Below are 24520 nucleotides of genomic sequence, written 5' to 3'. Positions count from 1 at the left end.
ATGAGTTCTGACGAATTTTGCAAGAAGGGCGTCGTTGCCCGGACCGGGAAGCATCCATGCATTTGCGAAACACCACCACTCTGCTTGCAGCGCTCGCCATCGCGGGGCTGACCCTGTCCGGCTGTGGCCGCAAGGGTGATCTCGACCGTCCGGGCTCTACCGCGCCGATCAACACCAAAGCGGCGCCAGGCACCGTCGAAAAGAAGGATGAGGTGCAAGACAAGCGCTTTCTCCTTGATCCTCTCCTTTAACAGGGCACTCCGTTGAACCATTTCGAATATCGCGACGGCATCCTCTTTGCGGAAGACGTCTCTCTCATCGACATCGCCAAGGCGGTCGGCACGCCGTTCTATTGCTACTCCACCGCAACGCTCGAGCGGCACTATGCGGTCTTCTCCAAGGCCTTCGCCGATATCGACGCGATGATCTGCTATGCCATGAAGGCCAATTCCAACCAGGCGGTGCTGAAGACGCTCGGACGGCTGGGCGCCGGCGTCGATGTGGTTTCGGGCGGTGAACTGCGCCGAGCCTTGGCGGCCGGCATTCCGGCAAGCCGCATCATGTTCTCCGGTGTCGGCAAGACGGCGGCAGAAATGGACCTGGCGCTCGGGGCCGGTATCTACTGCTTCAACGTCGAATCCGAGCCGGAACTCGAAATCCTGAACACCCGCGCCGTCAGGCTCGGAAAGCAGGCGCATGTCTCCTTCCGCATCAATCCGGATGTCGATGCAAAGACGCATGCCAAGATCTCGACCGGCAAGAAGGAAAACAAGTTCGGCATCTCCTGGGAGCGCGCGCGTGCCGTCTACGCCCATGCTGCGACCCTGCCCGGCATCAAAGTCACCGGCATCGACATGCATATCGGCAGCCAGATTACCGAGCTGCAGCCGTTCGAGGATGCCTTCAAGCTGTTGCGCGAGCTGGTCGATACGCTGCGCGTCGACGGCCATACGATCGATCACGTTGATGTCGGCGGCGGGCTTGGCGTGCCCTACAAGGAAGACAACAATCCGCCTCCCCTGCCAGACGCCTATGCCAACATCGTCAAGGACCAGCTGCGCGGCCTCAACTGCAAGATCGTCGCCGAGCCGGGCCGACTGATCGTCGGCAATGCCGGCATCCTGGTGACCGAGGTCATCTACGTGAAGGATGGCGGCGAAAAGACCTTCGTCATCGTCGATGGCGCCATGAACGACCTGATCCGCCCGACGCTCTACGAGGCCTATCATGAAATCCGGCCGGTGCGGATTTCCGCTGCCAACGCCCCGCGCATCAAGGCGGACGTGGTCGGCCCGGTCTGCGAGACCGGCGACTATCTGGCGCTCGATCGCGAAATGGCGATGCCGAAGCCGGGCGATCTCATCGCCATTGGCACGGCGGGCGCCTATGGCGCGGTACAGGCCGGCACCTATAACAGCCGCCTCCTGGTGCCCGAAGTGCTGGTCAACGGCGACCGTTTCCATGTCGTTCGTCCGCGCACCAGCTACGAGGACCTGATCGGGCTCGACTCCGTGCCGAACTGGCTCGACTGACGCCAGACCGCCGCTCCGCAGCCGGCCGCCTTTGATAGCGGCCGCGGCAGACGGCGGAAATCGATCACGATTGCGTTGGCGCCCTCGTCTTCGCCACAAAGAGTGTTATCCTTCGCGGCACGTTTCGAACGCTGAAAGGGAACGGATGACGAAAATCCGCCGGGATGGCTCGACGGGGACACTAGGCTTGATGAGAAGCCTCGCGGTCAAGCGGGCGCTTGCCCGCATCGTTCTCGTTGCCGAACGGGCAGCACCCCGCGCCCTGCCCTTGGCCGCAATCGTCCTTCTCTTCCTTTCCGCCGCATGGTTCGGCTTCTTCCGCGTTGCGCCCGGCTGGCTGCACGCCACAGTCCTTTTTGGCTTCGCCGCCGCCTTTGTCGCCCTGCTCGTTCCGCTGATGCGCCTTCGCATTCCCGGCAATAGCGACGCGGACCGGATGCTGGAGGAGCGCAACAACCTCGCGCACCAGGCGATCCGCGTGCAGGACGACCAGCCGGCCACCAGCGGTGCCGCCGGGCAGGCGCTCTGGCTGGAACACCAGGCGCGCATGGCGCGAACGATCAAAGCGCTGGAAACCGGACTGCCGCGGCCTGACATTGCTCGCAGCGACAACTACGGCCTGCGCGCCCTTCCCGTGCTGATCGCCTGTGTCGCTTTTGCCTATTCCTATTCGAACCAAGCCGGCCAGGTTTCCGATGCCTTTCGCCCGCCACAGCAGGTCGAGGCAAAGCCGGATGTGCGCATCGATGCCTGGGTGACGCCGCCTGCCTATACCGGCCGCGCGCCGATCTTCCTCACCGGCCATCAGGAAAGCGAAACGGCGTCAGGCCGCACCGAGCCACTTCGCATCCCGCAGTTCAGCCAACTGACCGTGCGCATCACCAGCGGCGGCGACACCACGCCGGTGACCTACCACGAAGACGGCGCGGCCGAGCCGCTGATCGTGGCGGCGCAGGAAGCGAAGCCGGCCGAAGTGCAGAAAACCGCCGAAACGGTTGCCGTCGATCCGGCCAAACCCGACAGCGAAACCCATCTTCTGAAGATCACCAAGGACGGTACGCTCGCCGTCGGTGACGAAGCATGGGCCTTCACGGTGATCCCCGACAGCGTGCCGGATATCGCCTTCGATGGCATTCCCCGTCCCACGGTGAACGCCGCGCTGGAAATCGGCTTTGCCGCCAGGGACGACTACGGCATCCAGGATGCCTGGGCCGAGATCAAGCCGCTGGACAAGCCAGAGGCCGGCGCCCATCCGCTTTACCCGCTGCCGGAATATCGCCTGGATCTGCCCAAGCGCAATGCGCGCGAGGCCAAGGGGCTGACGAGCCGCAATCTCAGCGAACATCCACTCTCCGGAAGGCGCGTCCGCGTTACGCTCGTTGCCCGGGATGCGGCTGGTCAGGAAGGCCGCAGCGTGCCGCAGGACATGATCCTGCCCGCCCGCCAGTTCTTCGAGCCGTTGGCCGGTGCAGTCGCCGAGCAGCGCCAGGTATTCTCGCTTGACGCCAACCAGCTGCCGCGTTCGATCGACCTCAACGACGCGCTGATGATCCGGCCGGACGAGACGATCCCGAACCTGACCCATTTCCTGCTCTTGCAATCGGCGCGCACGCGCATGGCGCTGGTGCGCAACGACGACATGGCCCGTGATGCCGCCAGCCATCTCTGGGAGATCGCGCTCGGCATCGAGGACGGTGACATGGCGCTGGCCGACAAGCGGCTGCGCGATGCCCAGCAGAAGCTGTCCGAGGCTCTGGAGCGCAATGCATCCGACGAGGAAATCGCCAAGCTGATGCAGGAACTGCGCGAGGCGATGCAGGACTATATGGAGGCACTTGCCAGACAGGCAGCCAAGAATCCACGCATGGCTGCCAATCCCGACCAGAACAATGTGCTGCGCCAGCAGGATCTGGAAAAGATGATGAACCAGATCGAGAACCTCGCCAAATCCGGCGCCAAGGATCAGGCACGCCAGCTGCTATCGGAAATGCAGCGCATGATGAACAATCTCCAGGCGGGCCGCATGCAGCAACAGCAGGGTGAGGCGAACAGCCAGATGCGCGAGCAGATGGACAAGCTCGGCCAGCTGATGCAGCAACAGCAGCAGCTGATGGACGAGACCTTCAAATTCGACCAGGCGCTGCGTGACCGCCTGCAGCGCGGCGATCCGCTCGATGGCGAAGATCAGGAGCTCTTCAACCAGGATATGCCGCAGGAGCCCGGCCAGCAGTCCGACGAGAACGCTGAGCCAGGTCCGCTCGACAACATGACAGCCGAGGAGCTGAAGCAAGCCCTGAAGAATCTGCAGGCACAACAGGAACAGCTCGGCAAACAACTTGGCGAGTTGCAAAAGGGTCTCGAGAGCATGGGCATCAAGCCCGGCAGGGGGTTCGGCGAGGCCGGCCGCGAGATGAAGGGCGCAGCAAACGCGCTCGGCAAGGGAGAGGGCGAACAGGCCGTCGGCAGTCAGGGACGCGCGCTGCAGGCCTTGCGCGAGGGCGCGCAGGACATGATGCAGCAGATGCAGAGCCAGGGTCAGGGCCCCGGGGGTCAGGGCATTCCGCAATATGGCCAGAACGGCCGCGACCCGCTCGGCCGCCGGCAGCAGAATGCCGGACCGGATTTCGGCGACCAGGTCAAGGTGCCCGACGAGATCGATACCCAGCGTGCGCGCGAAATCCTGGAAGAAATCCGCCGCCGTCTCGGCACGAATTCCTCGCCAGAGACCGAGCGGCAATACCTGGAACGGCTGCTCGATATTCGCTGAGCGTTTCAAGATCGGCCCGAACGGCCTGAGCCCGATGAATGCGCGCTGTGCGAGCTGTGCGGAGAGAAGGAGCCTCGGTCTGGACCGGCTGAGCGCCGCCAGCCGCTCCTGTTTCACGTCATCCGGCCTGGCTCGCTGTCCGTGCAGGGAGGCCAGGTTTCGAATCCGCGGCATATGTAAATTCCGCCATATCGGTTTTCTCGCAGGCCGACATCACCTCTATACACGCCGCTGAACGAAACGCTCGGCGAGCATCACCAGGAAAGGTTATCGCAGGGCAAAACAAACGCTGATAATGTCTGCATTTTCGCGCAGTAACCATGGCGTTACGCATTTGTACTATAGTCTTTACCGTGGTTTGCCGGAGGAGGAGGACAAAAATGCCGGAATCCGGGATCGGGCAGCGCAATTCCGCGGTTCTGGCTGGGATATTGGCGCTTGCCGCCCTGTTTCGTCTCCACGATGTTCAACAGCCCCTGATCGATGCGTTTAGCTGGCGCCAAGCCAGTACGGCCATGATGGCCGATAATTTCCTGACACGCAGCTGGAACATCTTCTTTCCGGAGGTCAGCTGGACAGGTCCGGGGCCTGCCTATCAGGGGCGCGAACTGCAAATCATCTCTTATATCACCGCCCTGCTGTACACGCTGTTCGGCTGGCATGACTGGCTGGGGCGCCTGGTTGCTATCGCCTTCGGCCTCTGGGGCGTCTTTGCCCTGCACCGGTTGCTCGATCGCCTGTGGGACACGATGCACGCGCACGCCGGTGCCTTTCTGCTCGCGATCATGCCCGGTGCGGTTTTCATCGACCAGTCGTTTCTTCCCGACCCGGCCATGCTGTCGCTCGTCATCACCGGCGCCTGGCTATATGTCGTCTACCTGCAGGAAGACCGCCATGGTCTTCTGGTGCTCTCGGGCGTGATCACGACATTGGGCGTGCTGGCGAAACTGCCCGGCATCGCCGTGGTCGCTCCGATGACCTATGCCACATTTGCCATTCTGCAGGTCAGAGGCAGGCTCAACCCCCGCCGCGTCCTGCAGATCATGCCGGTCGCTCTGATCGCCGGCGCGCTGATCCTCGGCTACTACCGATGGGCGCTCTATGTGGGCACGAACTATCCGCCCTATCATGTCGCCGGCAGCGGTTATCTATGGGATGACGGGCTGTCCAAATTCTTCAGCCAGGCCTTTTACTTTCCCGCCGTATGGAAGATCGTCAGCAACTGGCTCTTCACCCTGCCCGTCGTGATACTCGCCGGCATAGCGCTGCTGGCCGCGCCGCCGGGCATTGCCGATCAGGCGCGCCACAAGGCCGCCCCTTGGTTTTTCCATGTGTGGCTCGCCGGCGCTCTTCTGATCTATTTCTTCGCCGCGCGCGAGATCAAAACCAATCCGTGGAACTTCCATATTTTCAGCGTGCCGGTGGCGGCCTTGGCGGGTCGGGGGCTTGTCCTGTTGACCGCCATGGACGGTGGCCTCCTCAAAGGCTCCCGAGCACGCTGGCTGCGATTGGCGGCGATCGTGGGCGTGGTGATTGTCGGCGGCAGCATTCCCGGGCTCCAGCTCATGAAGACCCCCTACGCCCAATCCGGCCGTCAGCTTGGTGCGCGGTTGAGTTCTCTCAGCAAGCCGGGCGACCTGGTAATTGCGGTATCAGCCACCATCGGCGATCCGATTGCGATCTATTATAGCAGACGCCGGGGCTGGGTTTTCCCGCCAGGCGGCGGGATGAACGACTGGTCGGTGCTTCCCGATGACAGTGAGGCGATCGACATGCTGGAGACGCTGCGGGCGAAAGACGCGGCCTGGTTCGGTGTCGCGAAAAATGCGCGCGACTCAAAGGGGCGTAAGCTCCTCGAATACAACCCGGGCCTTATTGCACATCTCGACAAGACGGCCGAGCGTGTCATCAATGACGACACCATGCTGATTTACCGGCTCGCGCCGCCAATGGCGTCTTGCCGAGGAAACCGCATGAAAAGAGTTGCCGACCCTACCCAGTCATCTTCTAACGCTGAACCAGCGACGCAAGGGTTTTAGGGTCAAAACGCCAGAGCTAGCAAGCGCGGTCAACATGAGCCTGTGGAGCAGGCGGCAACGAGCCCGCTAACGGCTCATGCATAGCATTTACCTGGAAGTCAGTTGAAATTCCAGCGGTGTATGCAACTGGAGGTGCGGCCGAAACCGCTCGGCGAGCAGATGTACGGACCCCGGCCATAGGCGACCAAACGCGTCTGCCCCTTCAAACCCGAAACATATTCAGCACTTTTCACGGAAGCGATTTTTGCCCGCTTCTCGCGCACCCCCGCGGCTGCCGCACCCTGAACGGCTCCCTCCTTGGGAACTTGATACGGAGCGGCAGAGACCACGTCGAGGGATGCCCGCTCTGACGAACAAGATGCGAGCAAGGAAACGAGACCGATTGCGATCACGCACAAAATGCCACGAAATTTCGCCCTTACAGACGCCTCATTTGCCTCAACGCTTTTCGAATGCATCCTTGCCCCACGACTGATCGATGCCTGTCTCGAATCTCAGTATTTCATCACATCGTTAACAATCGCTTTATTAGAATTTCTTCAAATAAACGATCAATTAACAGAGTGAAGAAATTTCAGCCATTGTATGAAATCTGATCAGATGCACAATTTTGGCACAGCACTTACTCCTTTAGACAGAACAATCTCCTGTTTACAACCTCTTTCATTAGAAATCTCCGAGCGCACAGGCGCTCTTTGTCGACTCATTACTTCCCCGAGCCCGATGTGTGCGGGACCGCAGGACAAGTATTAGTATTTAAAGATAAGTAGAGATTCGCCTAAGTCCTGCTTTCTGTGCCTCTCTGCGACACCGAAAAGGTGTATTTTTTCAACGTTTAACAAACTTTCGAATCCACCTTTGACTCCCGCCACATTCAAGTGCATAATCGAATTAATGTATAGGTAACCATTTTTTACTTAATCGGATCGCGCCCTTCGATCTGAATTTTTAACCGCACAAGCGGCAGACCCCGTCCAAATATCGCGCTCTACCCTGAGCATTCCGCGAGCCGGCGTTTCCAGGCCCGTAAAAATTTGGGGGATCGTTGTTTGTGTGCCCATAAAACTGTGGGGAATTCTGCGTTCGACATCTGGTTTTGTGTAGTCATGCGGGGAGGCTGAACATGGCGCGAGCAAACAAATCGAAAAAGGGCACTACTGAAAATATTCTACAGTTTCCCAGTAACAAGAGTAAAAAGCTCAAGAAAGTACTTGTCGCGGGGGGCGCAGGTTTTCTAGGCTCGCATCTATGTGAATTGCTGCTGGCAGACAACGACGTCATCTGCGTCGATGACCTTTCAACGGGGCGCATCGAAAACATCAAGCACCTCTTCGACCTGCCGAACTTCACCTTCAGGCGGCACGACGTCCGGTCTCCGCTTAACGTCAAGGTCGATGTGATCTTCAACTTTGCAGGTCCGGCATCGTCGCCTGCCTATCAGGCCGACCCTGTCGGCACGCTCTTCACAAATATCGTCGGGGCCAGAAACCTGCTGGAGCTTGCCCGCCGCCGTGATGCGACCATTATCCAGGCATCGACCTCGGAGGTGTACGGCGATTCGCGCGTATCACCACAGCGTGAAGACCATCTTGGCGATGTCGGCACTACAGGGCCTCGAGCCTGCCACAACGAAGGAACACGCTGCGCCGAGACCCAGTTCTTCGACTTTCACCGCCTCTATGGCCTGAAGATCAAGGTGGCGCGGATTTTCAACACCTACGGACCGCGCATGCGCCCCGATGACGGGCGAGTCATTTCGAATTTCATCGTCCAGGCACTGCGCAACGCACCCATAACCATCTACGGATCCGGATTGCAGACCCGCTCGTTTTGCTACGTCGACGATCTGGTAGGCGGCTTCATGAAACTCTTCAACTCATCACCGGAGGTGATCGGGCCAATCAATCTCGGCAACCCCACCGAGCTGACCATGATCGACTTGGCGCACCGCATCATTCGTCTCACCAATTCAAAATCACCGATCGTCCATATGCTTGCTGCCGTTGACGATACCAAGCAACGCCGGCCGGATATCAGCCGAGCGGCCGGACAGCTTGGCTGGCGCCCGCACGTCGATATTGACGATGGTCTTCTCGCGACCATCGACCATTTCGACGGCGTTTTACGACATGCGGCGGCAAACAACTAAGAGGTGGCGAGGTGGAGACCGTTCTCGTCACCGGCGGCGCTGGTTATATTGGAAGCCATACTTGTAAGCGTTTGCATCAGTCAGGTTTCACGCCTGTTGCTTACGACAATCTCACAACAGGAGCCAAGGAGAATGTAAAATGGGGACCGCTCGTTCGCGGCGACGTGCGCGACCGGGACCAGTTGAAACATGCCATCAGACTCTGGCAGCCAGCCTGCATCATTCATTTCGCCGCCTCGGCCTATGTGGGCGAGTCCATGGCCGATCCGCGCAAGTATTATAACAACAATGTCGCCGGCATCCTCTCGTTGCTTGATACATGTGCGGACATCAAGCTGCGGAACATCGTCTTCTCGAGCAGCTGCGCCACCTATGGTATCCCGGCAGAATTGCCGATTGCCGAGGATAGTCCGCAGGTCCCGGTAAATCCTTATGGGCGCACCAAGCTGATCGGCGAAATGATGCTGAAGGACTACGCTTCGGCCTATAAAATCCGTTACGTGGCGTTGCGCTATTTCAATGCCGCCGGCGCCGATATCGATGGTGAACTTCGCGAGCGGCACGATCCGGAAACCCATCTCATTCCGCGCGCCCTGATGGCCGCGGCAGGCAGAATCCCCGAACTGACCGTCTTCGGCAACAACTACGATACGCCGGACGGCACGTGCATTCGCGACTATGTCCACGTGACGGATCTCGCCCAGGCGCATGTGTCGGCGGTCCAGCATCTGATCATCGGCGGCAGGAACACCGTGGCCAACCTGGGTTCCGGTCAGGGCACCTCCGTGCAACAGATTATTGATACGATCGAACGGCTGACGCATCGCCGCGTCCCCGTTCGCCGCGAAACTGGACGCGAGGGTGATCCACCGGCGCTTTACGCCGATCTCAATGTGGCCGCATCCGAATTGCACTTCGCGCCGCGTTTCTCCGACATCGAAACAATCATCCGAACCGCTGCTCCAACCTTCGGACTGGAGGTCAAGCATGACGTTGTCGCGTGACCTGTCTTTGACGAAGTCAGCACGTCCACGACAGGGCGCTGCGGCGCGCAGACCGTCCGAGGCGCTGGTGCCCGTCTTTGCGGGAGGGCGGCGCGTCGAGTATCTGGCAGGTGTTTTCGCCTGGCTCGCGGGGCTGATCTGGTTCTGGCAGTGGTGGTTCCGGCCCGAGCATTTCATCGCCGTGATGCCTTTTGGAGCGCTGACACTGATCGTGGCGTGGATAACGCTGCTCCCGGCTTACTTCATCTATCTGTTTGGCGGCAGCAGGCAGGCACGGCCCATTGCGGAGCAACGCGTCCGGGGGCGTATTGCAATGGTCGTTACCAAGGCGCCCTCTGAACCGTTCGGGGTTGTTCGCAAGACGCTCAACGCAATGCTTGACCAGCTTGATTATGACTACGACGTCTGGCTGGCGGATGAGGCTCCGGATCGCGAGACGATCACATGGTGCGAGCGCCACGGCATCTTCATCTCGACCCGTCGGGGGGTGGATGCGTATCATCGCAAGACCTGGCCGCGGCGCACCCGGTGCAAGGAAGGCAACCTTGCCTATTTCTACGATCATTACGGTTATGCCCGCTATGATTTTGTCTGTCAGTTCGATGCAGACCATGTGCCGGATACGACATACCTGCGCGAGATCATGCGGCCATTCGCGGATCCAGCCGTGGGCTACGTGTCGGCTCCGAGCATTTGCGATTCCAATGCCGCGGAAAGCTGGGCTGCACGCGGGCGGCTTCAGGCGGAAGCCAGCATGCACGGCTGCCTGCAGATCGGCTACAACAACGGCTGGGCTCCGCTTTGTATTGGTTCGCATTACGCAGTGCGCACGGCGGCACTCAAACAAATAGGTGGCCTCGGCCCCGAACTGGCGGAAGATCATTCGACCACGCTCCTGATGAATGCAGGCGGTTGGAAGGGTGTTCACGCCATCGACGCGATTGCCCATGGCGAAGGTCCCCGCACCTTCGCCGATCTTGCCATCCAGGAGTTCCAGTGGTCGCGAAGCCTTGTCACGATCCTGCTTCGCTATTCCAAGGACTATGTGCCGAGCCTCTCAGGCAAACTGCAATTCCAGTTCCTGTTCTCGCAGCTATGGTATCCGCTGTTCTCGGTCTTCATGGCGGCCATGTTCCTGTTGCCGATCGTAGCGCTAGCAACGGGCCGTAACTTGGTGAATGTGGCCTATCCGGATTTCCTCGCGCATATCCTGCCTTTGTCGATCGTGCTGATCGGATTGGCTTTCTATTGGCGCTCCACCGGAACGTTGAGGCCCTACGACGCCAGGATTCTCGGCTGGGAATCCGCCGTGTTCCTGCTTGCACGCTGGCCATGGTCGCTTGTCGGTTCACTGTTTGCGGTTCGGGACCAGATTACCGGTTCCTTCGTCGATTTCCGGATCACGCCGAAGGACGGCAAGATCGCGGCCTATCCACCGCTGCGGGTGCTTGCCCCCTACATCGCGATGTCGGTTTCTTCGGCGGCAGCCGCATTGCTTGTTTCCGATCCGGGCTCGGCCAAAGGCTATTACCTGTTCGCGATCGTCAATTCGATCGTCTATTCCGCGGTGCTCGCCGTCGTGATCATCGGCCACGCCCGGGAAAACGGTCTTCCGCTGATCTCCACATCCAGGAGAGGTCTGGCCACGGCAGCAACTCTGGCGATGTGCCTGGCCGTGACGAGCGACGCCATCTATTCGCGCGGCATGCCCGGTCTCGAAGCGGTCGCATACGGGCAAAACATCATCACCTTCACCGAAACACACTTTGCCGTCGCGGGGGCCGGCCAGGGCGGTTCTCAGGTCAAAATTACGCGTTTCAAGATCAAATGGCACGGAATTTCATAAGAAAAAATCAAAGGAAACAACCAGATGAAAATTGCTATCATCGGAACAGGGTATGTCGGTCTGGTCAGCGGAACGTGCTTTGCCAACTGGGGGCATCATGTAGTTTGCGTCGATATAGACAACGTTCGGATCGAGGCGCTCAACCGCGGCGAGGTCGCGATATTCGAGCCCGGTCTCACCAATCTCGTGGCATCAAACCTCGAATCCGGACATCTTCAGTTCACGACCGATCTCGACAGCGCGGTTCGTGGTGCCGACATCGTCTTCATCGCCGTCGGGACCCCGGCCAGCAATTATGATGGCGATGCGGACCTGTCCTATGTCTTCGAGGCGGCCCGGCAGACAGCTTTGGCGTTATGCGGCCGTACTTTGATCGTCACCAAATCAACCGTGCCAGTCGGCACCAGCGAAAGACTTGAAGCTTTGATGCGATCCGTTCGGACCGGCATCGAATTCGAGGTTGCGTCAAATCCCGAATTCCTGCGCGAAGGCTCGGCAATCGCCGATTTTGACAAACCAGACCGGGTTCTCATCGGCTGCGAAAGCGACCGCGCACGGGCGCTGCTCTGCACGCTCTACCGGCCGCTCGCGGACGCGGGCGTGCCGATCATCGCAACCACGCGCCGCAGCGCCGAACTCACCAAATACGCCGCCAATGCCTTCCTCGCGACGAAGATCACCTTTATCAACGAAATGGCCGACCTCTGCGAGAAGGTCGGAGCCAATGTCGATGAAATCGCGCTCGGAATGGGCCTGGACAAGCGCATCGGCGACGCGTTCCTGAAGGCCGGCCCCGGCTATGGCGGTTCGTGTTTTCCAAAGGACACCATGGCGCTGCTGCGCACGGCACAGGAATGCGGCGTTTCGTTGCGCCTGGTCGAGGAAACCATCGCGGCCAATACCTCACGCAAGCGCACGCTGGGGAGCCGGCTGAGCGCGTTGCTGGGCGAACCCCTGCAGTCCAAGAAAATTGCCGTGCTTGGCCTGACATTCAAGGCCGGGACGGACGATATGCGCAACGCCCCTTCGCTGACACTCATCAATGCGCTGCAGAGCGCGGGCGCGCATGTGCATGCCTTCGATCCAAGGGGCATGAAGAATGCGCACGCGCTGCTGCGCGACGTGACGTTTTCCAGCAGTCCTTATGAATGCGCCGAGGACGCCGATGCGATCGTCTTGATGACGGATTGGCAATGTCTTCGAAATCTCGACTTCAAACGGCTCGGCGCGACGATGAACCGGCGCGTGTTTCTCGATCTCCGTGGCATTTACGACGTCGACACGCTGGTCAACAGATACGGCTTCACGGTCGAGCGGGTTGGCTATCCGGTCAGACGCCCCCATGAAGAACGCGTTATCAGGATCAACCGGCGCGTCCTTTATATCCCGCCCGGCACCGAGGTTCGCAATGGTACCCGCACCCTCTTTGACGCGAGTTTTGTCAGAAAGCGCAACGCAAACGACAGGAAGGAGCTTGATCATGACTAAAGTCGCAGGAGTTGCCATCACAGCGCTTTCCGCAGGCGGAATGCTGATCGGAACGTTGCTGCTGGCCGCTCATGCCGAGACGACGAATATGCTGCTGAGGATAAATACATCAAGCTCAAGAGGAGATGCTGCCCCACCGGACCTGAACAGGCTCAGCGAGAGCTTTAACGGTTCCTCCAGCCAAGGAGGCTGATATGACACACAGACTTGTAAGAACCGTGGCGGGCGTACTTTTGCTGATGCCCATCACGCCCATCATCACCGGCATGGCTTCTTCGCCCGCCTATGCAGAGGACGCCGGCATCAAGGCGGCCGTTGTCGACAAGCGGCCGATCTTGCACCCGAACGCGACGAAATTCGGCGCTTACGACCCCTATGGCGATTTCAGCGCACAAAGCGGTGTCGAAACCGAAGCCCTGTTTTTGCCGTGGGAAGACGTCGACCTGACAACCCTCAGCGCGGCCGACGAATACGCCCAGCAGCGAAAACGCAAACTCCTGATCACGATCGAGCCGTCGTCCTGGAACGAAGATTGGCGGCTCAGTTCAGACGAGTTGCGCCAGAAGGTGCTGGCCGGAGACTACGATGCCAACATCAAGGCGATTTCCGACGTGGTGAAAACCTTGAAGAGCCCCGTGATCATCCGCTGGGCCCAGGAAATGGAAGACACATCCGGCCGCTTCTCATGGTCCGATTGGCCCCCGCAGGACTATATCAAGGCCTACAAGAAAGTTGCCGACCGGTTCCGCAAAGATGTTCCCACCGTCCAGATCATGTGGTCTCCGAAAGGGCTGGAGGGGCTGGAGAAATACTATCCCGGCGATGACTATGTCGATGTCGTCGGTCTCTCGGTCTTCGGTCTGCAGGACTATGACATACGGGAATATGGTGCGCCCAGGACCTTCACGGAAGCTTTGAAGCCGGCCTACGAGCGGGTTGCGCCGTTCAAAAAGCCGATCTGGGTTGCAGAACTGGGTTATGAGGGCGACGCCAGCTATATGCAGCCGTGGATCCAGACGGCCACCGCCAAGGACGCCCAGTTTCCGGATCTCAAGGAAGTGGTCTATTTCAACGACCGCGACGTCATTGCATGGCCTTACGGGCTCGGGCGGCCGAACTGGCGTGTGAAGTCCGGCAGCGCGGTAAGTCGTTGAGCTGATTGTGATCCCATGGAGCCGCCAAGCCGGTCCGTGGCGCCTATTCGTTTTTGTGTGTTTTTGACGTCGCCGGGGCGGCCTATGCCGCAAGAGCGACGGCGACGGCCTTGCGGATATCCGGCAAAGTGAAGGGCTTGGAGACGACTTCGATGACCTTGTCGGACAGATTGTCGGCCCTCTCGCGCTGTTCGGCGTAACCCGTCATCAAAAGGATTTTCAAGCCCGGAAAGGCCGCCGACGCCTGATGGGCAAGCTCGATGCCATCCATGACGGGCATGCGGATGTCGGACAAGAGCAGATCGAAGTTTTCGCCACGCAGGCAGGCCAGTCCCTCGGCGCCATCGGCGGCCTCGACGGTTTCATGACCATCCAGCTGCAACGCCCGGGCAACGAAACGGCGCAGGCCGTCCTCATCTTCGGTAATCAGGATTTTCGCCATCATGGCCTCCGTTCCGGCAACAACTCCGCTGGGATCACGCGTGGCTGCGTGGTCCCTTATCCGCAGCACATCGCTGCGGGCTTACACCACCAGAGTTTTCTTTGTTTTCCGTAAACGCGGATGACCAGATCAGCGGCTGTCCCCGGCCGACCGGCTACTCAGCGTCGCCGGTGACGATGCCGACAAAGGGCAGTTCGCGGAACGCATAGGCGACATCCATGCCGTAGCCGACGACGAAATAGTCCGGGCATTCGAAGCCGACGTAGTCCGCTTCGAGATCGGTCTGACGCTTCACCTTCTTGTCGAGAAGAACCGCGACCGAGACCGACTTGGCGCCGCGCTCATGCATCAGTTCCTTGGCGAAGCGCAGGGTGCGGCCCGATTCGAGGATGTCGTCGATCAGCAGAATATCGCGGCCGTGCACGTCGCTGTCGATATCCTTGATGATCCTGACGCCCTGCGACACGGTTCCGGTGCCGTAGCTCGACAAGGTGATGAACTCGACCTCCGGGGCAAGACCGGTCGCGTGCATGGCGCGGATCAGGTCGGCTGCGAAAATGAAGGACCCCTTGAGCACCGCAATTACCAGGAGATCGTTTGTCGGGCCTTCGCCGATCTTCTTGGCCAGTTCGATATTGCGCGCCGCGATGGTTTCGGCGGAATAGAGCTGTTCGATGTTTTTCCCACGGACAACGGGCATACGGATATTCTCCAGAAATGGTCATGGAGACCGCGTGCTATGCCTCCGGAAGTTAGCCGCTTAGCACAGTCACGGGGCCGAATCATCCTTTTCGCCAAAGGAAACCGTCACCTCCGGCAGTTTTCCACCTGCGTGTGGGAGACGCGCCGAAAACGGCCGGCTTTCGCCGGGAGCCAGAACCGCCTCGCCTAAGAATATCCGGCTGGCCGTACGTTTCTGTCCGCCGGCGATGACATCGACTTGGATCATCGGCACGGCCTTCGGCGCATCGGAAGGATTTTCGACGGCGCCATAGACCGAAACAACCTTCATGCCATTGGCATCGCTCAATGCCGCAGTGACGCCGCTGATGGCCAAGCCAGGAGATGCCGCGACGGCCGGCTGATGGTGGGAAAGACCGGCGAACAGCAGGAAGACGGGGGCGCACAGACAGGTCACAAGCACCGCAAACGCCTTGGGCGACGCCGTCTGGAGCAGGCGTTCAAGATGATTCACTGCCCATAGAAGAACCAACGCGGCGCGCGATTGACCGACGGCGGCACGCGTTTGCTGCCGAAGTGCAGCGCGGCAATGATTGTCGTTGAAGACCGGGTAGACATTGCGGCGGCTGTTTACGGGGATGGTCTCGAAATCCGCGTCGATGATATCGGTCGCATAAGAAGCACTTAACGTTTGGGCCGAACGCTGAGGACGATCAGGCGGCAGAAGGTCCATCCGGGCGGTATTGCCCCTGTTGGATCGGAAAGCGTTCATGGTCTCTCCTCTCGCAGCCACACCGGCCACGCCAGAATGCCGGGATCGGCCAAGGGCCGGAATCGGGCATTGAAACAAACCTTTCCGAGACGTAAGCCTAAATGGTTAATGCTTCGAAAATGACGCCTTGGAACCAGCCGCTTTCATCGAAAATTAACCATTGTTTAACCATGTTGGGAGCTTAGCAGTGAGCGCGGCGCCGTTTCCTGTGGCAGAGGCCATCAACCCGCCGGAAATGCGTGCCAAGAAGCCTGACAAGAAGCTGGACTGACCCGTTGATTCACTTTGAAAATGTCGGATTGCGCTATGGAATGGGTCCGGAAATCCTCCGCGACCTGACCTTCGACATTCCCAAAAAATCCTTCCAGTTCCTGACCGGCCCGTCAGGCGCCGGCAAGACCACACTGCTCAGGTTGCTGTTCCTCTCGTTGAAGCCGACGCGCGGCCTGATCCGCATGTTCGACCGCAACATTTCGACCATCCCGCGCGAGGAGTTCCCGATGCTGCGCCGCCGCGTCGGTATCGTCTTCCAGGATTTCCGCCTGCTCGATCACCTGACCACCTACGAGAATGTCGCGCTGCCCCTGCGCGTGCGGGGCAAGGACGAATCGTCCTACCGCGCCGACGTTCTCGAACTGCTCGGCTGGGTCGGCCTCGGCGAGCGTATCAACGTTCTGCCGCCAGTTCTGTCGGGCGGCGAGAAGCAGCGCGCGGCGATCGCCCGTGCCCTGATCGACCGGCCGGAGATCCTGCTCGCCGACGAGCCGACGGGCAACGTCGATCCACCAATGGCGCGGCGGCTTCTGAACCTCTTCCTCGAGCTCAACCGGCTCGGCACGGCCGTCGTCATCGCCACCCACGATCTTTCTCTGATGGATCAGGTGGAGGCGCGGCGCATGATCCTCTCGCAGGGACGGCTCGATATCTATGAGTGACGCCCGCGCTACCGATCGCCCGCAGCCGGCTGCGCCGCAGGAGCGCAAGGCAGCGCTGCGGGTGCGGCCGACGGCACCGATCGTTCCGCCCGGCAATGTGTCTGGCAATGCACTGATGCTGGTGATCGCCATCATGGCATTCCTTGCCTGCCTGACGCTCGGCGCGGTCAGCATGGTGCGCGCGACGGCGCAAAGCTGGCAGAGCCAGATTTCCCGCGAGATCACCATCCAGATCAAGCCGGATGAAAAGCTGGACATGGAAAAGGCGCTCGCCGACGCACGCGACCTGGCGCTGACGTTCGATGGCACCACCGACGGCAGCATCGTCGACAAGGCGGCGACGGCCCGGTTGCTCGAGCCCTGGCTTGGCGAAGGCCTCAATCTCGACGACCTTCCGGTGCCGCGTCTGGTGATCATCACCATCGACGAGAAAAATCCGCCCGATTTCGCCGCGATGCGCAAGATGCTGACGGAGACCATCCCGCAAGCCTATCTCGACGATCATCGCACCTGGGTCGACCGGCTGGTGGCGATGGCCCATACGACGGCGCTGATCGGCACCGGGGTACTGATGCTGGTGTTTTCCGCGATGGTGTTGACGGTCATCTTCGCCACCCGTGGGACGCTGTCAGGCAACCGGCATATCGTCGAGGTCCTGCATTTTGTTGGAGCCGAGGCCGGTTTTGTTGCCTCGGAATTCCAGAAGCACTTCCTGAAGATCAGTCTCAAGGGCGCCGGCGCCGGCGGCTTGCTGGCCGCGGCCTGTTTCGTGGTCGCAGGTTTCTGGCAATCGAGATCGATCGCGACGCCGCAAAGCGATCAGGCAAGCGCCCTCTTCGGCAGCTTCACCATCGGCTATACCGGCTATCTCGGCATCGCGGCCATCATGATCGTTATTGCGCTTTTGACCACGCTGACCGCGCGGTTCACCGTCATGCGGACGATCTACGAGATCGACCAAATCCGCTCCGATCCGACCCGTATCGATACCCATCAAAACTGACGGACATGATTGCATTGCCACGCATCCCTTCCTTGCCGCAATCTGCCTGTATGGAAGAATCACAATGGCTGGCGAAGCGCCCGGGACAGCAATGAGCGAAAGTGGCGGAATGCGGCGGAATGGGGCCTGGGTGCGCAGGCATGTCAGCCTTCGCCGGCGGCTGGTGCGGCTGACCTTCTATATTCTGCTGTTCGTCGCCGGCTGCGCCACGGCAGGCTTCCTCTATTTCGCCGATTCCGTCGCCTCGCTGCACCCGCCGGCCAACCCCAGAGCCGACGCCATCGTTGTCCTGACCGGAGGTTTCCAACGGATCGACCAGGCCGTAGAACTCCTGAAAGGTGGAGCAGGCAAGCGGTTGCTCATCTCCGGCGTCCACCCTTCGACGACGGGCGGCCAGATTCGCCGCAATACGCAGAGTTCCGCCGACCTCTTCAAATGCTGCGTCGATATCGGCCATGACGCGATCGACACCATCGGTAATGCCAACGAAACCGCCAGCTGGATTCGCGACAACGGTTATCGGAGCATTCTCGTCGTCACCAACAATTACCACATGCCGCGCAGCCTGCTCGAACTGCGCCGTGCCAATCCGGGCATCGCGTTCATAGCCTATCCCGTCGTCAACTCCGATCTGAAAAGCACCAACTGGCTGCGTAATCCGATGGTGTTGAAGACAATCCTTACCGAATACGTCAAACTGACGATCGCATCCGCGCGTGACAGGCTGGGTGCCCATCCGGCAAGCGGCCTTCGCACTGAAAGCAAGGACACCACCACGTCCGGAAACTGAGCGACAAGGCTAGAAACTCGCAAGCGAAAGCGGTTTTCCTTCCTCAAATATTCGTGTAGGCAGCGATCAGTCCTTTGCTGCGAAAGCCTGCCTGATGATCATCCTGCGTTCGGTCCTGTTCAACATCGCGTTCTATGTCAATCTGATTGCCCAGATGGTCGTGATGACGCCGATCTACTTCCTGGTGCCACGCAAGACGGCATGGTTCGTTCCGAAAAACTGGGCCCGCAGCAACCACTGGCTCTTCAAGACGATCGTCGGCACGACGTTCGAGATCGAGGGTCTCGAGAATATCCCGAAGGAGGGATATATCTTCGCCCCCAAGCATCAGTCCTTCTGGGACGTCTACGCACTGCTGCCCTGGCTGTCCGATCCCTTCTTCATCCTCAAGCGCGAACTCGTCTGGATCCCGCTGTTCGGCTGGTACGTCAAGAAACAGCGCATGGTGCCGGTCGATCGCGGCGCCCGTGGCAGGGTGATGGCGGCGGTGATGCAGCGCACCAAGGACGAGATGGCGACCGGCCGCCAGTTGATCATCTACCCCGAAGGCACGCGCCGCCCGCCCGGTGCGCCGCCGCACTATAAATACGGCATCGCCCGGCTCTACCGTGACCTGACCGTGCCAGTTGTACCGGTCGTCATGCATCCCGGCCTGTTCTGGCCGCGCCGCAAGTTCCTGCGTTATCCCGGCCATTTCAAGGTGCGCATCCTGCCGCCGATCGAAGCCGGCCTCGATCCCGACGTCTTTCTGCAGACGCTGATGGACGTGATGGAAAAAGCCAGCGACGCGCTGTTGGTGGAAACGGTGAAGGACAATCCGCATCTGCCGCTGCCGCCGACGGCAAGGCAACGACTGAAGGAATTGCGGGCTCAGGCCTGAGCCTGCAGCCGCTTGACGGTCGCTGCCACTTCTTCGAGCCAGTGGTCACGGATGCCCATCTCCTGTAGATGGGCGAGCGTGTTCATCACATATTCCGTGTTGGCACCTGATTTTCCATGAGAAACGGCAACCGTCGCGGCCGCTTCCTCGGTGCTCAGTGCGCCGGCATATTGCACATGGGCACGGTCGATGATGTAGGCAAGCGCCGGCACGCGCCGCCCATCGGCAAGCTTAACCGGCATGGTGCGCTCCTTGTAGACATGGGTGACCAGTTCGCGCTCGCGCAAGTAGTCGATGACGTCGGTCTTGTCCTTCGGAGAGACCTTGAAGGCCATCCCGCGGCAGGAGCCGCCGTAGTCAAGACCGAGCACCAGGCCGGGGCGCTGCTGCGTGCCGCGGTGCACCCAGGAGCGGACGCAGAGCGACCGCCGGTAGCCGAAAGCCCGGGCCGTCATCTTGTTCTCGAAGGCAAAACCGGGGTTCCACATCAGCGAACCGTAGCCAAAGACCCAAAAATCGTCCATATCCACTGCCATTCATTGTCGCCATCCCGACGCAGCCATAAGGCGCCGGAATGGCCGACAGACAACTCTGGTGCTTTCCTAGCGCATAAGATCGCCAATCGGAATCGGTTTCCTGCACGATTGCGCGCAAACGCGAAGACGCCAGCAAGCCAGTCCCTGGTGCAACCGCATCAGAGATCGGCGAAATCCTTGGAGCAGACCATGACTGCAGCAGACATTGCCGAACCCAGCGCAGGGAGCCGAAAGATGCGATGGCTGGCGATCGGTATCCTCCTGTTTCTGGTTCTCTATTCCGGCGCATGGTTTTTTGCGGCAAACCAGATCGAGACGCGGCTGCCGGCTTTTCTGAGCGAGAACAAAGGCACCGGATCGTCCGCGGAATGTGGCGGCATGAACGTGCGCGGCTTTCCGTTCCGCATCGGCTTGTTCTGCGACACGGTCCACCTTGACGATGCGGCACGTGGAGCCTCGGCCTCGTTCGGCGCACTGCGCTCGGCAGCCCAGGTCTACCGGCCGGGACATGCGGTGTTCGAGCTCGACGGCCCGGCTGAAATCCGGGTGTCTCCGGGCCTGTCGGTATCGGGCGACTGGTCGCTGCTGCATGCCAGTGTGCAGGCCACCCTTTCCGGCCTTCAACGAACCTCGATGACCTATGACCAGTTGACGGGCACTGCCATTCTGCCCGCCACGCATGAGGACGGCGCAATAGGCGATAAGCACAAGCTCGCTTTCGGCGCCGGACATGGCGAGGCGCATCTCCGCCAGAACGGCACCGATCTCGATGCGGCATTCAGCGTCGATGGATTTGACACAAGGCTGGACAATGGCCCAAGCCTCCTGCCGCTGCTCAGCGCCAGCGCTGATATGACCCTTGTCGACCGCGCGGTGCTGATGAGTGCCGGCGGGCTCAAGCCCGGGGCGCTTCGCAACAGCAAGGGGGAGATGCGCAAATTGACGCTCGATCTCGGAAACGGCATGGTCACCACCGCATCCGGCCCCTTCACGGTCGACGACAAGGGCCTGATCTCGGGCGAGTTCAGCGTCACGATGAAGAACATCGAAGGCTGGCGTCAGAACCTCGTCAAGGTGTTTTCGAATGAAGACGGCATGGCGATGGTCAACAACATCGCCAACATGCTGACGGCTCTGGCCGACGGCAAGAACGAGGCGACCGTGAAGCTGAACGTCCGCGACGGCATCGCGTTTCTCGCTTTCTTCCCGATCGGCGAACTGCCGCAGCTATAACGCTGTTTTTTGCAGGATAGAAGCGGGAGCGTGCGGCACCTGTCTTTCACCCTCCCCTTGAGGGGGAGGGTCGGCGCGAAGCGACGGGGTGGGGTGACTTTTGTGCGCCCCTGACGATCACCCCCACCCGCGACTTCGTCGCGACCTCCCCCCCCTCAAGGGGGAGGTGGGTGCAAACCCGTTACTTCTGATCCATCGCGTGGCGGCCGAAGTCGGCCATCTCGGTATCCTGGCCGGCCTGGATGATCGAGCGGCGGATTGCGCGAGTACGTGTGAAGAGATCGAAGAGTTTTTCACCATCGCCCCACCGGATCGCCCGCTGCAGGTAGGCGAGGTCCTCCGAGAACCGTGCCAGCATTTCGAGGATCGCGTCCTTGTTGTGCAGGCAGACGTCCCGCCACATGGTCGGGTCAGACGCGGCGAGACGGGTAAAATCGCGGAAACCGGAAGCGGAATATTTGATGACTTCCGATTCCGTCACCGCTTCCAGATCGTCCGCCGTGCCGACGATATTGTAGGCGATGATGTGCGGCAGGTGCGAAACGATCGCCAGAACCTTGTCGTGATGCTCGGGATCCATATCATCGACCATCGAGCCCATCGTTTCCCAGAAGGTCCTGAGCTTTTCCTTCGCCGTCTCGTCCGTCTCCGGCAGCGGCGTCAGGATGCACCAGCGGCCCTTGAACAGGCCGATGAAGCCGGCATCCGGGCCGGAATATTCCGTGCCGGCAATCGGGTGGCCCGGAATGAAATGGACGCCTTCGGGGATATGCGGCGCCATCTGGGCAATGACCGAGCCTTTGGTGGAGCCGACATCGGTGACAATTGCGCCCGGCTTGAGGTTGCCCGCGATCTCTGCGGCAACGGCACCGGACGCGCCGACCGGGACGGAAACGATGACCAGATCGGCATCCTTGGCGGCCTCGGCAGCGGATGTCGTGTAGCGGTCGCCGAGGTTCAGTTCCTGCGCCCGCTTCAACGTCGCGTCGCTGCGCGTCGCCACCGTGACGGAGCCGGCAAGCCCCTTGTCCTTGATCTCGCGTGCGATCGACGATCCGATCAGGCCAATACCAATCAGCGCGATGGTTTCGAACTGCTTTGCCATCACGCCCGGCCCATGAACTCGGTGAGCGCGGCAATCACGCCTTCATTGGCTTCTGCAGAACCGATCGTCATGCGCAATGCATTGGGGAGGCCGTAGGCGCGCACAGCCCGCAGGATAAAGCCGCGGCTCGTCAGGAACTCATCCGCATCCGGTGCCCGCTTGCCGTCCACATCCGGGAAATGGATGAGCACGAAATTGGCAACCGACGGCGTCACCTTGAAGCCGATCGAGCTGAGAGCGCCGGTGACCTTGCCGAGCCAATCGAGGTTGTGATCGACGGCGGTCGCCATGAATGCCTGATCGCGGATGGCAGCGGCACCGGCAGCGATGGCCGGGGCGTTCATGTTGAACGGGCCGCGTACGCGGTTCAGCGCATCGATGATCGCGAGCGGCGCATACATCCAGCCGATCCGCAGCGCCGCAAGGCCGTAGATCTTCGAGAAGGTGCGGGTCATCACCACGTTGCGGTTCGACGAGACGAGTTCGAGCCCGGCCTCGTAGTCGTTGCGGCGGACGTATTCGGCATAGGCCGCGTCGAGAACGAGGATAACGTTTTTCGGCAGCCCGGCCTGAAGGCGGCGGATGTCCTCGACAGGCACATAGGTCCCGGTCGGATTACCCGGATTGGCGATGAAGACGATCTTCGTCTTTTCGGTCACGGCGGCGAGGATGGCATCGACATCGACGCGGCAATCCTTTTCCTTGACGATGACCGGGGTCGCGCCGGAAGCCATGATCTGGATCTTGTAGACGAGGAAACCGTGCTCGGTGATGATGCCCTCGTCGCCCGGCGCCAGATAGACATGGCAGAGCAGGCCGAGCAGTTCGTCGGAGCCGTTGCCGCAGATCAGGTTTGCAGCGTTCAGTCCGTGCACGGAGGCGATCGCCTCGCGCAATTCCACCGCCTGGCCATCCGGATAGCGCTCAAGGCTCGCCGCCGCCTTCTGGAAGGCCTCGATCGCCTTGGGGCTCGCGCCCATCGGGGTTTCATTCGAGGAAAGCTTGTAGACCTTGGCGACACCCGGAGCATGTTCCTTGCCCGGTACGTAAGCGGCGATGTCGAGGATACCGGGACGGGGGGCGGGGCCTTGCAGTTCAGTGCTCATGGGATCAGCTTTCCGAGACAAAAGACGAGGCCCAGCCAATACCGGCGAATGCTGATTTTGTCGAGTGTTGGCCATTGGTCTTTCTCCGCATAAAGCGGCGTTACCCCCTCCGTCACTCCGTAACATCTCGCCCTCAAGGGGGGAGATCAGCCGCCAGCCTTTGAGCTCATAAGGGAAATGAACAATCTCCCCACCTGTGGGGGCGATGTCACGGAGTGACAGAGGGGGGCAGGCTTGCTCAGTCCCTTATGGCCTCAAATCAACGCGTCCACCCGCGTTGTCGGAACGCCGTGCGGCGCCAGCACCGGCACGAAGACGCGGCGGGAGGCGCGGGCAGCAACCGGCAGGCCCTGGTAGAGCCGTTTCTGCGCCTCGACGATGATGACGCCGGAAAACACCGGCCAAAGCGAGCGGCCGATCCGCTCAAAGGCGCTGCGCAGCTTGAGCACCATCTTCAGCTTGGAGGGCGGGAAGAACAGCGCGTCGGCGGATGCGCCGGGCGTGAAATTGGTCTCGCGCAGAAGCGCGGTCAATTGCCCGCGCGAATAGGGGCGACCGGAGCCGAACGGCGTGTGTTCCATCCGGGCCCAGACGCCGCGGCGGTTCGGCACGACGATGACGAGGCGGCCGCCGGGTGCGAGCACGCGCCAGAGCTCCTTCATTGTCTCGCGCGGATTTTCGGCGAATTCCAGTGAATGCACCATCAGCACCCGGTCGATCGACGAATCGGGCAAGGGCAGTTCCTCGTCGAAGATCAGTGCCGTCGAGGAAAGTTCCGCAACCGGCCAGTTCACCGCCCCCTGCCCCGCCGGCATGAAGGCGAAGGTCCGCTCCGTATCGGGGCGAAAACGGTCGAGATAGGGCACCGCATAGCCGAGCCCGACCAGCCGCTCCTCCGGCAGCCGCGCCCAGACGGATGACAGCGCCATACTGATCGACTGTTCGGCAAAATGTCCGAGGCTGGAATGATAGAACTCGCGGAGGTCGACAATATCTGAGTGCATGACCCCCATGTTAGTCTGGAACGGGTGGACTTCAAGGCGTCCGTCACTACATTT

The 24520-nt window shown here is 60.5% G+C and carries 22 protein-coding genes; 15 read left to right on the top strand and 7 right to left on the bottom strand.

Going from position 1 to position 24520, the window contains the following annotated elements; genetic code table 11:
• Positions 1–56: 56 nt before the first annotated feature.
• From lptM to ACSQ2Z_RS05110, 10 genes are all read left to right on the top strand, one after another.
• On the top strand, positions 57–251 hold the full coding sequence (gene lptM / locus ACSQ2Z_RS05155) for an LPS translocon maturation chaperone LptM (RefSeq protein ID WP_436080210.1): 195 nt from the start codon (positions 57–59) through the stop codon (positions 249–251).
• 12 nt (positions 252–263) lie between these two features.
• Positions 264–1532 (top strand): diaminopimelate decarboxylase, encoded by a 1269-nt coding sequence (lysA, locus tag ACSQ2Z_RS05150; RefSeq protein ID WP_436080209.1) that lies wholly within the window; start codon positions 264–266, stop codon positions 1530–1532.
• A 145-nt stretch (positions 1533–1677) separates the two neighbouring features.
• Positions 1678–4299 carry a TIGR02302 family protein gene (locus ACSQ2Z_RS05145; RefSeq protein WP_436080208.1) on the top strand — a complete coding sequence of 874 codons (2622 nt, stop codon included), beginning with the start codon at positions 1678–1680 and terminating at the stop codon, positions 4297–4299.
• A 380-nt stretch (positions 4300–4679) separates the two neighbouring features.
• Complete coding sequence (locus ACSQ2Z_RS05140) at positions 4680–6338, top strand: ArnT family glycosyltransferase (RefSeq protein ID WP_436080207.1); 1659 nt, start codon at positions 4680–4682, stop codon at positions 6336–6338.
• A 1123-nt stretch (positions 6339–7461) separates the two neighbouring features.
• Positions 7462–8487: a UDP-glucuronic acid decarboxylase family protein gene (locus ACSQ2Z_RS05135; protein WP_436080206.1), complete on the top strand. Its 1026-nt coding sequence runs from the start codon at positions 7462–7464 to the stop codon at positions 8485–8487.
• Positions 8488–8498: 11 nt separating this feature from the next.
• Positions 8499–9491 carry a UDP-glucose 4-epimerase GalE gene (gene galE / locus ACSQ2Z_RS05130; RefSeq protein ID WP_436080205.1) on the top strand — a complete coding sequence of 331 codons (993 nt, stop codon included), beginning with the start codon at positions 8499–8501 and terminating at the stop codon, positions 9489–9491.
• The gene (locus ACSQ2Z_RS05125; RefSeq protein WP_436080204.1) at positions 9475–11337 is read left to right on the top strand and encodes a glycosyltransferase family 2 protein; all 1863 of its coding nucleotides are present in this window, start codon (positions 9475–9477) and stop codon (positions 11335–11337) included. The genes galE and ACSQ2Z_RS05125 overlap by 17 nt, the downstream gene beginning before the upstream one ends.
• A gap of 24 nt (positions 11338–11361) precedes the next feature.
• On the top strand, positions 11362–12825 hold the full coding sequence (locus tag ACSQ2Z_RS05120; RefSeq protein WP_436080203.1) for a UDP-glucose dehydrogenase family protein: 1464 nt from the start codon (positions 11362–11364) through the stop codon (positions 12823–12825).
• On the top strand, positions 12818–13018 hold the full coding sequence (locus tag ACSQ2Z_RS05115) for a hypothetical protein (protein ID WP_436080202.1): 201 nt from the start codon (positions 12818–12820) through the stop codon (positions 13016–13018). The genes ACSQ2Z_RS05120 and ACSQ2Z_RS05115 overlap by 8 nt, the downstream gene beginning before the upstream one ends.
• A gap of 46 nt (positions 13019–13064) precedes the next feature.
• Entirely contained in the window at positions 13065–13979 is a 915-nt protein-coding gene (locus ACSQ2Z_RS05110) for a glycoside hydrolase family 26 protein (RefSeq protein WP_436082985.1), read from the top strand.
• Positions 13980–14061: 82 nt separating this feature from the next.
• On the opposite strand, the gene ACSQ2Z_RS05105 is transcribed toward ACSQ2Z_RS05110, so the two are convergent.
• The 3 genes from ACSQ2Z_RS05105 to ACSQ2Z_RS05095 form a co-directional block, all read right to left on the bottom strand.
• Entirely contained in the window at positions 14062–14421 is a 360-nt protein-coding gene (locus tag ACSQ2Z_RS05105) for a response regulator (RefSeq protein ID WP_436080201.1), read from the bottom strand.
• 154 nt (positions 14422–14575) lie between these two features.
• On the bottom strand, positions 14576–15121 hold the full coding sequence (gene hpt / locus ACSQ2Z_RS05100) for a hypoxanthine phosphoribosyltransferase (protein WP_436080200.1): 546 nt from the start codon (positions 15119–15121) through the stop codon (positions 14576–14578).
• Between the two features lie 69 nt (positions 15122–15190).
• Positions 15191–15874: a hypothetical protein gene (locus tag ACSQ2Z_RS05095; RefSeq protein WP_436080199.1), complete on the bottom strand. Its 684-nt coding sequence runs from the start codon at positions 15872–15874 to the stop codon at positions 15191–15193.
• A gap of 275 nt (positions 15875–16149) precedes the next feature.
• Between ACSQ2Z_RS05095 and ftsE the strand changes: the two genes are divergently transcribed.
• From ftsE to ACSQ2Z_RS05075, 4 genes are all read left to right on the top strand, one after another.
• The gene (gene ftsE / locus ACSQ2Z_RS05090) at positions 16150–16809 is read left to right on the top strand and encodes a cell division ATP-binding protein FtsE (protein WP_081920897.1); all 660 of its coding nucleotides are present in this window, start codon (positions 16150–16152) and stop codon (positions 16807–16809) included.
• Entirely contained in the window at positions 16802–17812 is a 1011-nt protein-coding gene (locus ACSQ2Z_RS05085; protein ID WP_436080198.1) for a cell division protein FtsX, read from the top strand. The genes ftsE and ACSQ2Z_RS05085 overlap by 8 nt, the downstream gene beginning before the upstream one ends.
• 91 nt (positions 17813–17903) lie before the next feature.
• Positions 17904–18602 (top strand): YdcF family protein, encoded by a 699-nt coding sequence (locus ACSQ2Z_RS05080; protein ID WP_436082984.1) that lies wholly within the window; start codon positions 17904–17906, stop codon positions 18600–18602.
• Between the two features lie 94 nt (positions 18603–18696).
• Positions 18697–19482, top strand: a complete 786-nt coding sequence (locus tag ACSQ2Z_RS05075) for a lysophospholipid acyltransferase family protein (RefSeq protein ID WP_436080197.1) — start codon at positions 18697–18699, stop codon at positions 19480–19482.
• Here ACSQ2Z_RS05075 and ACSQ2Z_RS05070 read toward each other — a convergent pair.
• On the bottom strand, positions 19473–20018 hold the full coding sequence (locus ACSQ2Z_RS05070; protein ID WP_436080196.1) for a gamma-glutamylcyclotransferase: 546 nt from the start codon (positions 20016–20018) through the stop codon (positions 19473–19475). The genes ACSQ2Z_RS05075 and ACSQ2Z_RS05070 overlap by 10 nt on opposite strands.
• 189 nt (positions 20019–20207) lie before the next feature.
• Here ACSQ2Z_RS05070 and ACSQ2Z_RS05065 point away from each other — a divergent pair, with 189 nt between their 5' ends.
• Entirely contained in the window at positions 20208–21251 is a 1044-nt protein-coding gene (locus ACSQ2Z_RS05065) for a DUF2125 domain-containing protein (RefSeq protein ID WP_436080195.1), read from the top strand.
• Between the two features lie 181 nt (positions 21252–21432).
• Here ACSQ2Z_RS05065 and ACSQ2Z_RS05060 read toward each other — a convergent pair whose 3' ends face one another.
• The 3 genes from ACSQ2Z_RS05060 to ACSQ2Z_RS05050 form a co-directional block, all read right to left on the bottom strand.
• The gene (locus ACSQ2Z_RS05060; RefSeq protein ID WP_436080194.1) at positions 21433–22359 is read right to left on the bottom strand and encodes a prephenate/arogenate dehydrogenase family protein; all 927 of its coding nucleotides are present in this window, start codon (positions 22357–22359) and stop codon (positions 21433–21435) included.
• Positions 22356–23462 carry a histidinol-phosphate transaminase gene (gene hisC / locus ACSQ2Z_RS05055; protein ID WP_436080193.1) on the bottom strand — a complete coding sequence of 369 codons (1107 nt, stop codon included), beginning with the start codon at positions 23460–23462 and terminating at the stop codon, positions 22356–22358. Before hisC ends, ACSQ2Z_RS05060 begins: the two co-directional genes overlap by 4 nt.
• A 254-nt stretch (positions 23463–23716) precedes the next feature.
• Complete coding sequence (locus ACSQ2Z_RS05050; RefSeq protein ID WP_436080192.1) at positions 23717–24466, bottom strand: class I SAM-dependent methyltransferase; 750 nt, start codon at positions 24464–24466, stop codon at positions 23717–23719.
• Positions 24467–24520: the final 54 nt, after the last annotated feature.

Source organism: Pararhizobium sp. LjRoot235 (genome assembly GCF_964254145.1).
Taxonomy (GTDB): Bacteria; Pseudomonadota; Alphaproteobacteria; order Rhizobiales; family Rhizobiaceae; genus Pararhizobium.
This window is presented reverse-complemented; position numbering and strand designations above follow the sequence as displayed.

Bases quoted from the DNA above. Each gene is read 5' to 3' on its own strand.
- lptM (WP_436080210.1), top strand. From the start codon at position 57: ATGCATTTGCGAAACACCACCACTCTGCTTGCAGCGCTCGCCATCGCG.
- ACSQ2Z_RS05145 (WP_436080208.1), top strand. From the start codon at position 1,678: ATGACGAAAATCCGCCGGGATGGCTCGACGGGGACACTAGGCTTGATG.
- ACSQ2Z_RS05140 (WP_436080207.1), top strand. From the start codon at position 4,680: ATGCCGGAATCCGGGATCGGGCAGCGCAATTCCGCGGTTCTGGCTGGG.
- ACSQ2Z_RS05135 (WP_436080206.1), top strand. From the start codon at position 7,462: ATGGCGCGAGCAAACAAATCGAAAAAGGGCACTACTGAAAATATTCTA.
- ACSQ2Z_RS05125 (WP_436080204.1), top strand. From the start codon at position 9,475: ATGACGTTGTCGCGTGACCTGTCTTTGACGAAGTCAGCACGTCCACGA.
- ACSQ2Z_RS05120 (WP_436080203.1), top strand. From the start codon at position 11,362: ATGAAAATTGCTATCATCGGAACAGGGTATGTCGGTCTGGTCAGCGGA.
- ACSQ2Z_RS05115 (WP_436080202.1), top strand. From the start codon at position 12,818: ATGACTAAAGTCGCAGGAGTTGCCATCACAGCGCTTTCCGCAGGCGGA.
- ACSQ2Z_RS05110 (WP_436082985.1), top strand. From the start codon at position 13,065: ATGCCCATCACGCCCATCATCACCGGCATGGCTTCTTCGCCCGCCTAT.
- ACSQ2Z_RS05105 (WP_436080201.1), bottom strand. From the start codon at position 14,421: ATGGCGAAAATCCTGATTACCGAAGATGAGGACGGCCTGCGCCGTTTC.
- hpt (WP_436080200.1), bottom strand. From the start codon at position 15,121: ATGCCCGTTGTCCGTGGGAAAAACATCGAACAGCTCTATTCCGCCGAA.
- ACSQ2Z_RS05095 (WP_436080199.1), bottom strand. From the start codon at position 15,874: ATGAACGCTTTCCGATCCAACAGGGGCAATACCGCCCGGATGGACCTT.
- ACSQ2Z_RS05085 (WP_436080198.1), top strand. From the start codon at position 16,802: ATGAGTGACGCCCGCGCTACCGATCGCCCGCAGCCGGCTGCGCCGCAG.
- ACSQ2Z_RS05080 (WP_436082984.1), top strand. From the start codon at position 17,904: ATGAGCGAAAGTGGCGGAATGCGGCGGAATGGGGCCTGGGTGCGCAGG.
- ACSQ2Z_RS05075 (WP_436080197.1), top strand. From the start codon at position 18,697: ATGATCATCCTGCGTTCGGTCCTGTTCAACATCGCGTTCTATGTCAAT.
- ACSQ2Z_RS05070 (WP_436080196.1), bottom strand. From the start codon at position 20,018: ATGGCAGTGGATATGGACGATTTTTGGGTCTTTGGCTACGGTTCGCTG.
- ACSQ2Z_RS05065 (WP_436080195.1), top strand. From the start codon at position 20,208: ATGACTGCAGCAGACATTGCCGAACCCAGCGCAGGGAGCCGAAAGATG.
- hisC (WP_436080193.1), bottom strand. From the start codon at position 23,462: ATGAGCACTGAACTGCAAGGCCCCGCCCCCCGTCCCGGTATCCTCGAC.
- ACSQ2Z_RS05050 (WP_436080192.1), bottom strand. From the start codon at position 24,466: ATGCACTCAGATATTGTCGACCTCCGCGAGTTCTATCATTCCAGCCTC.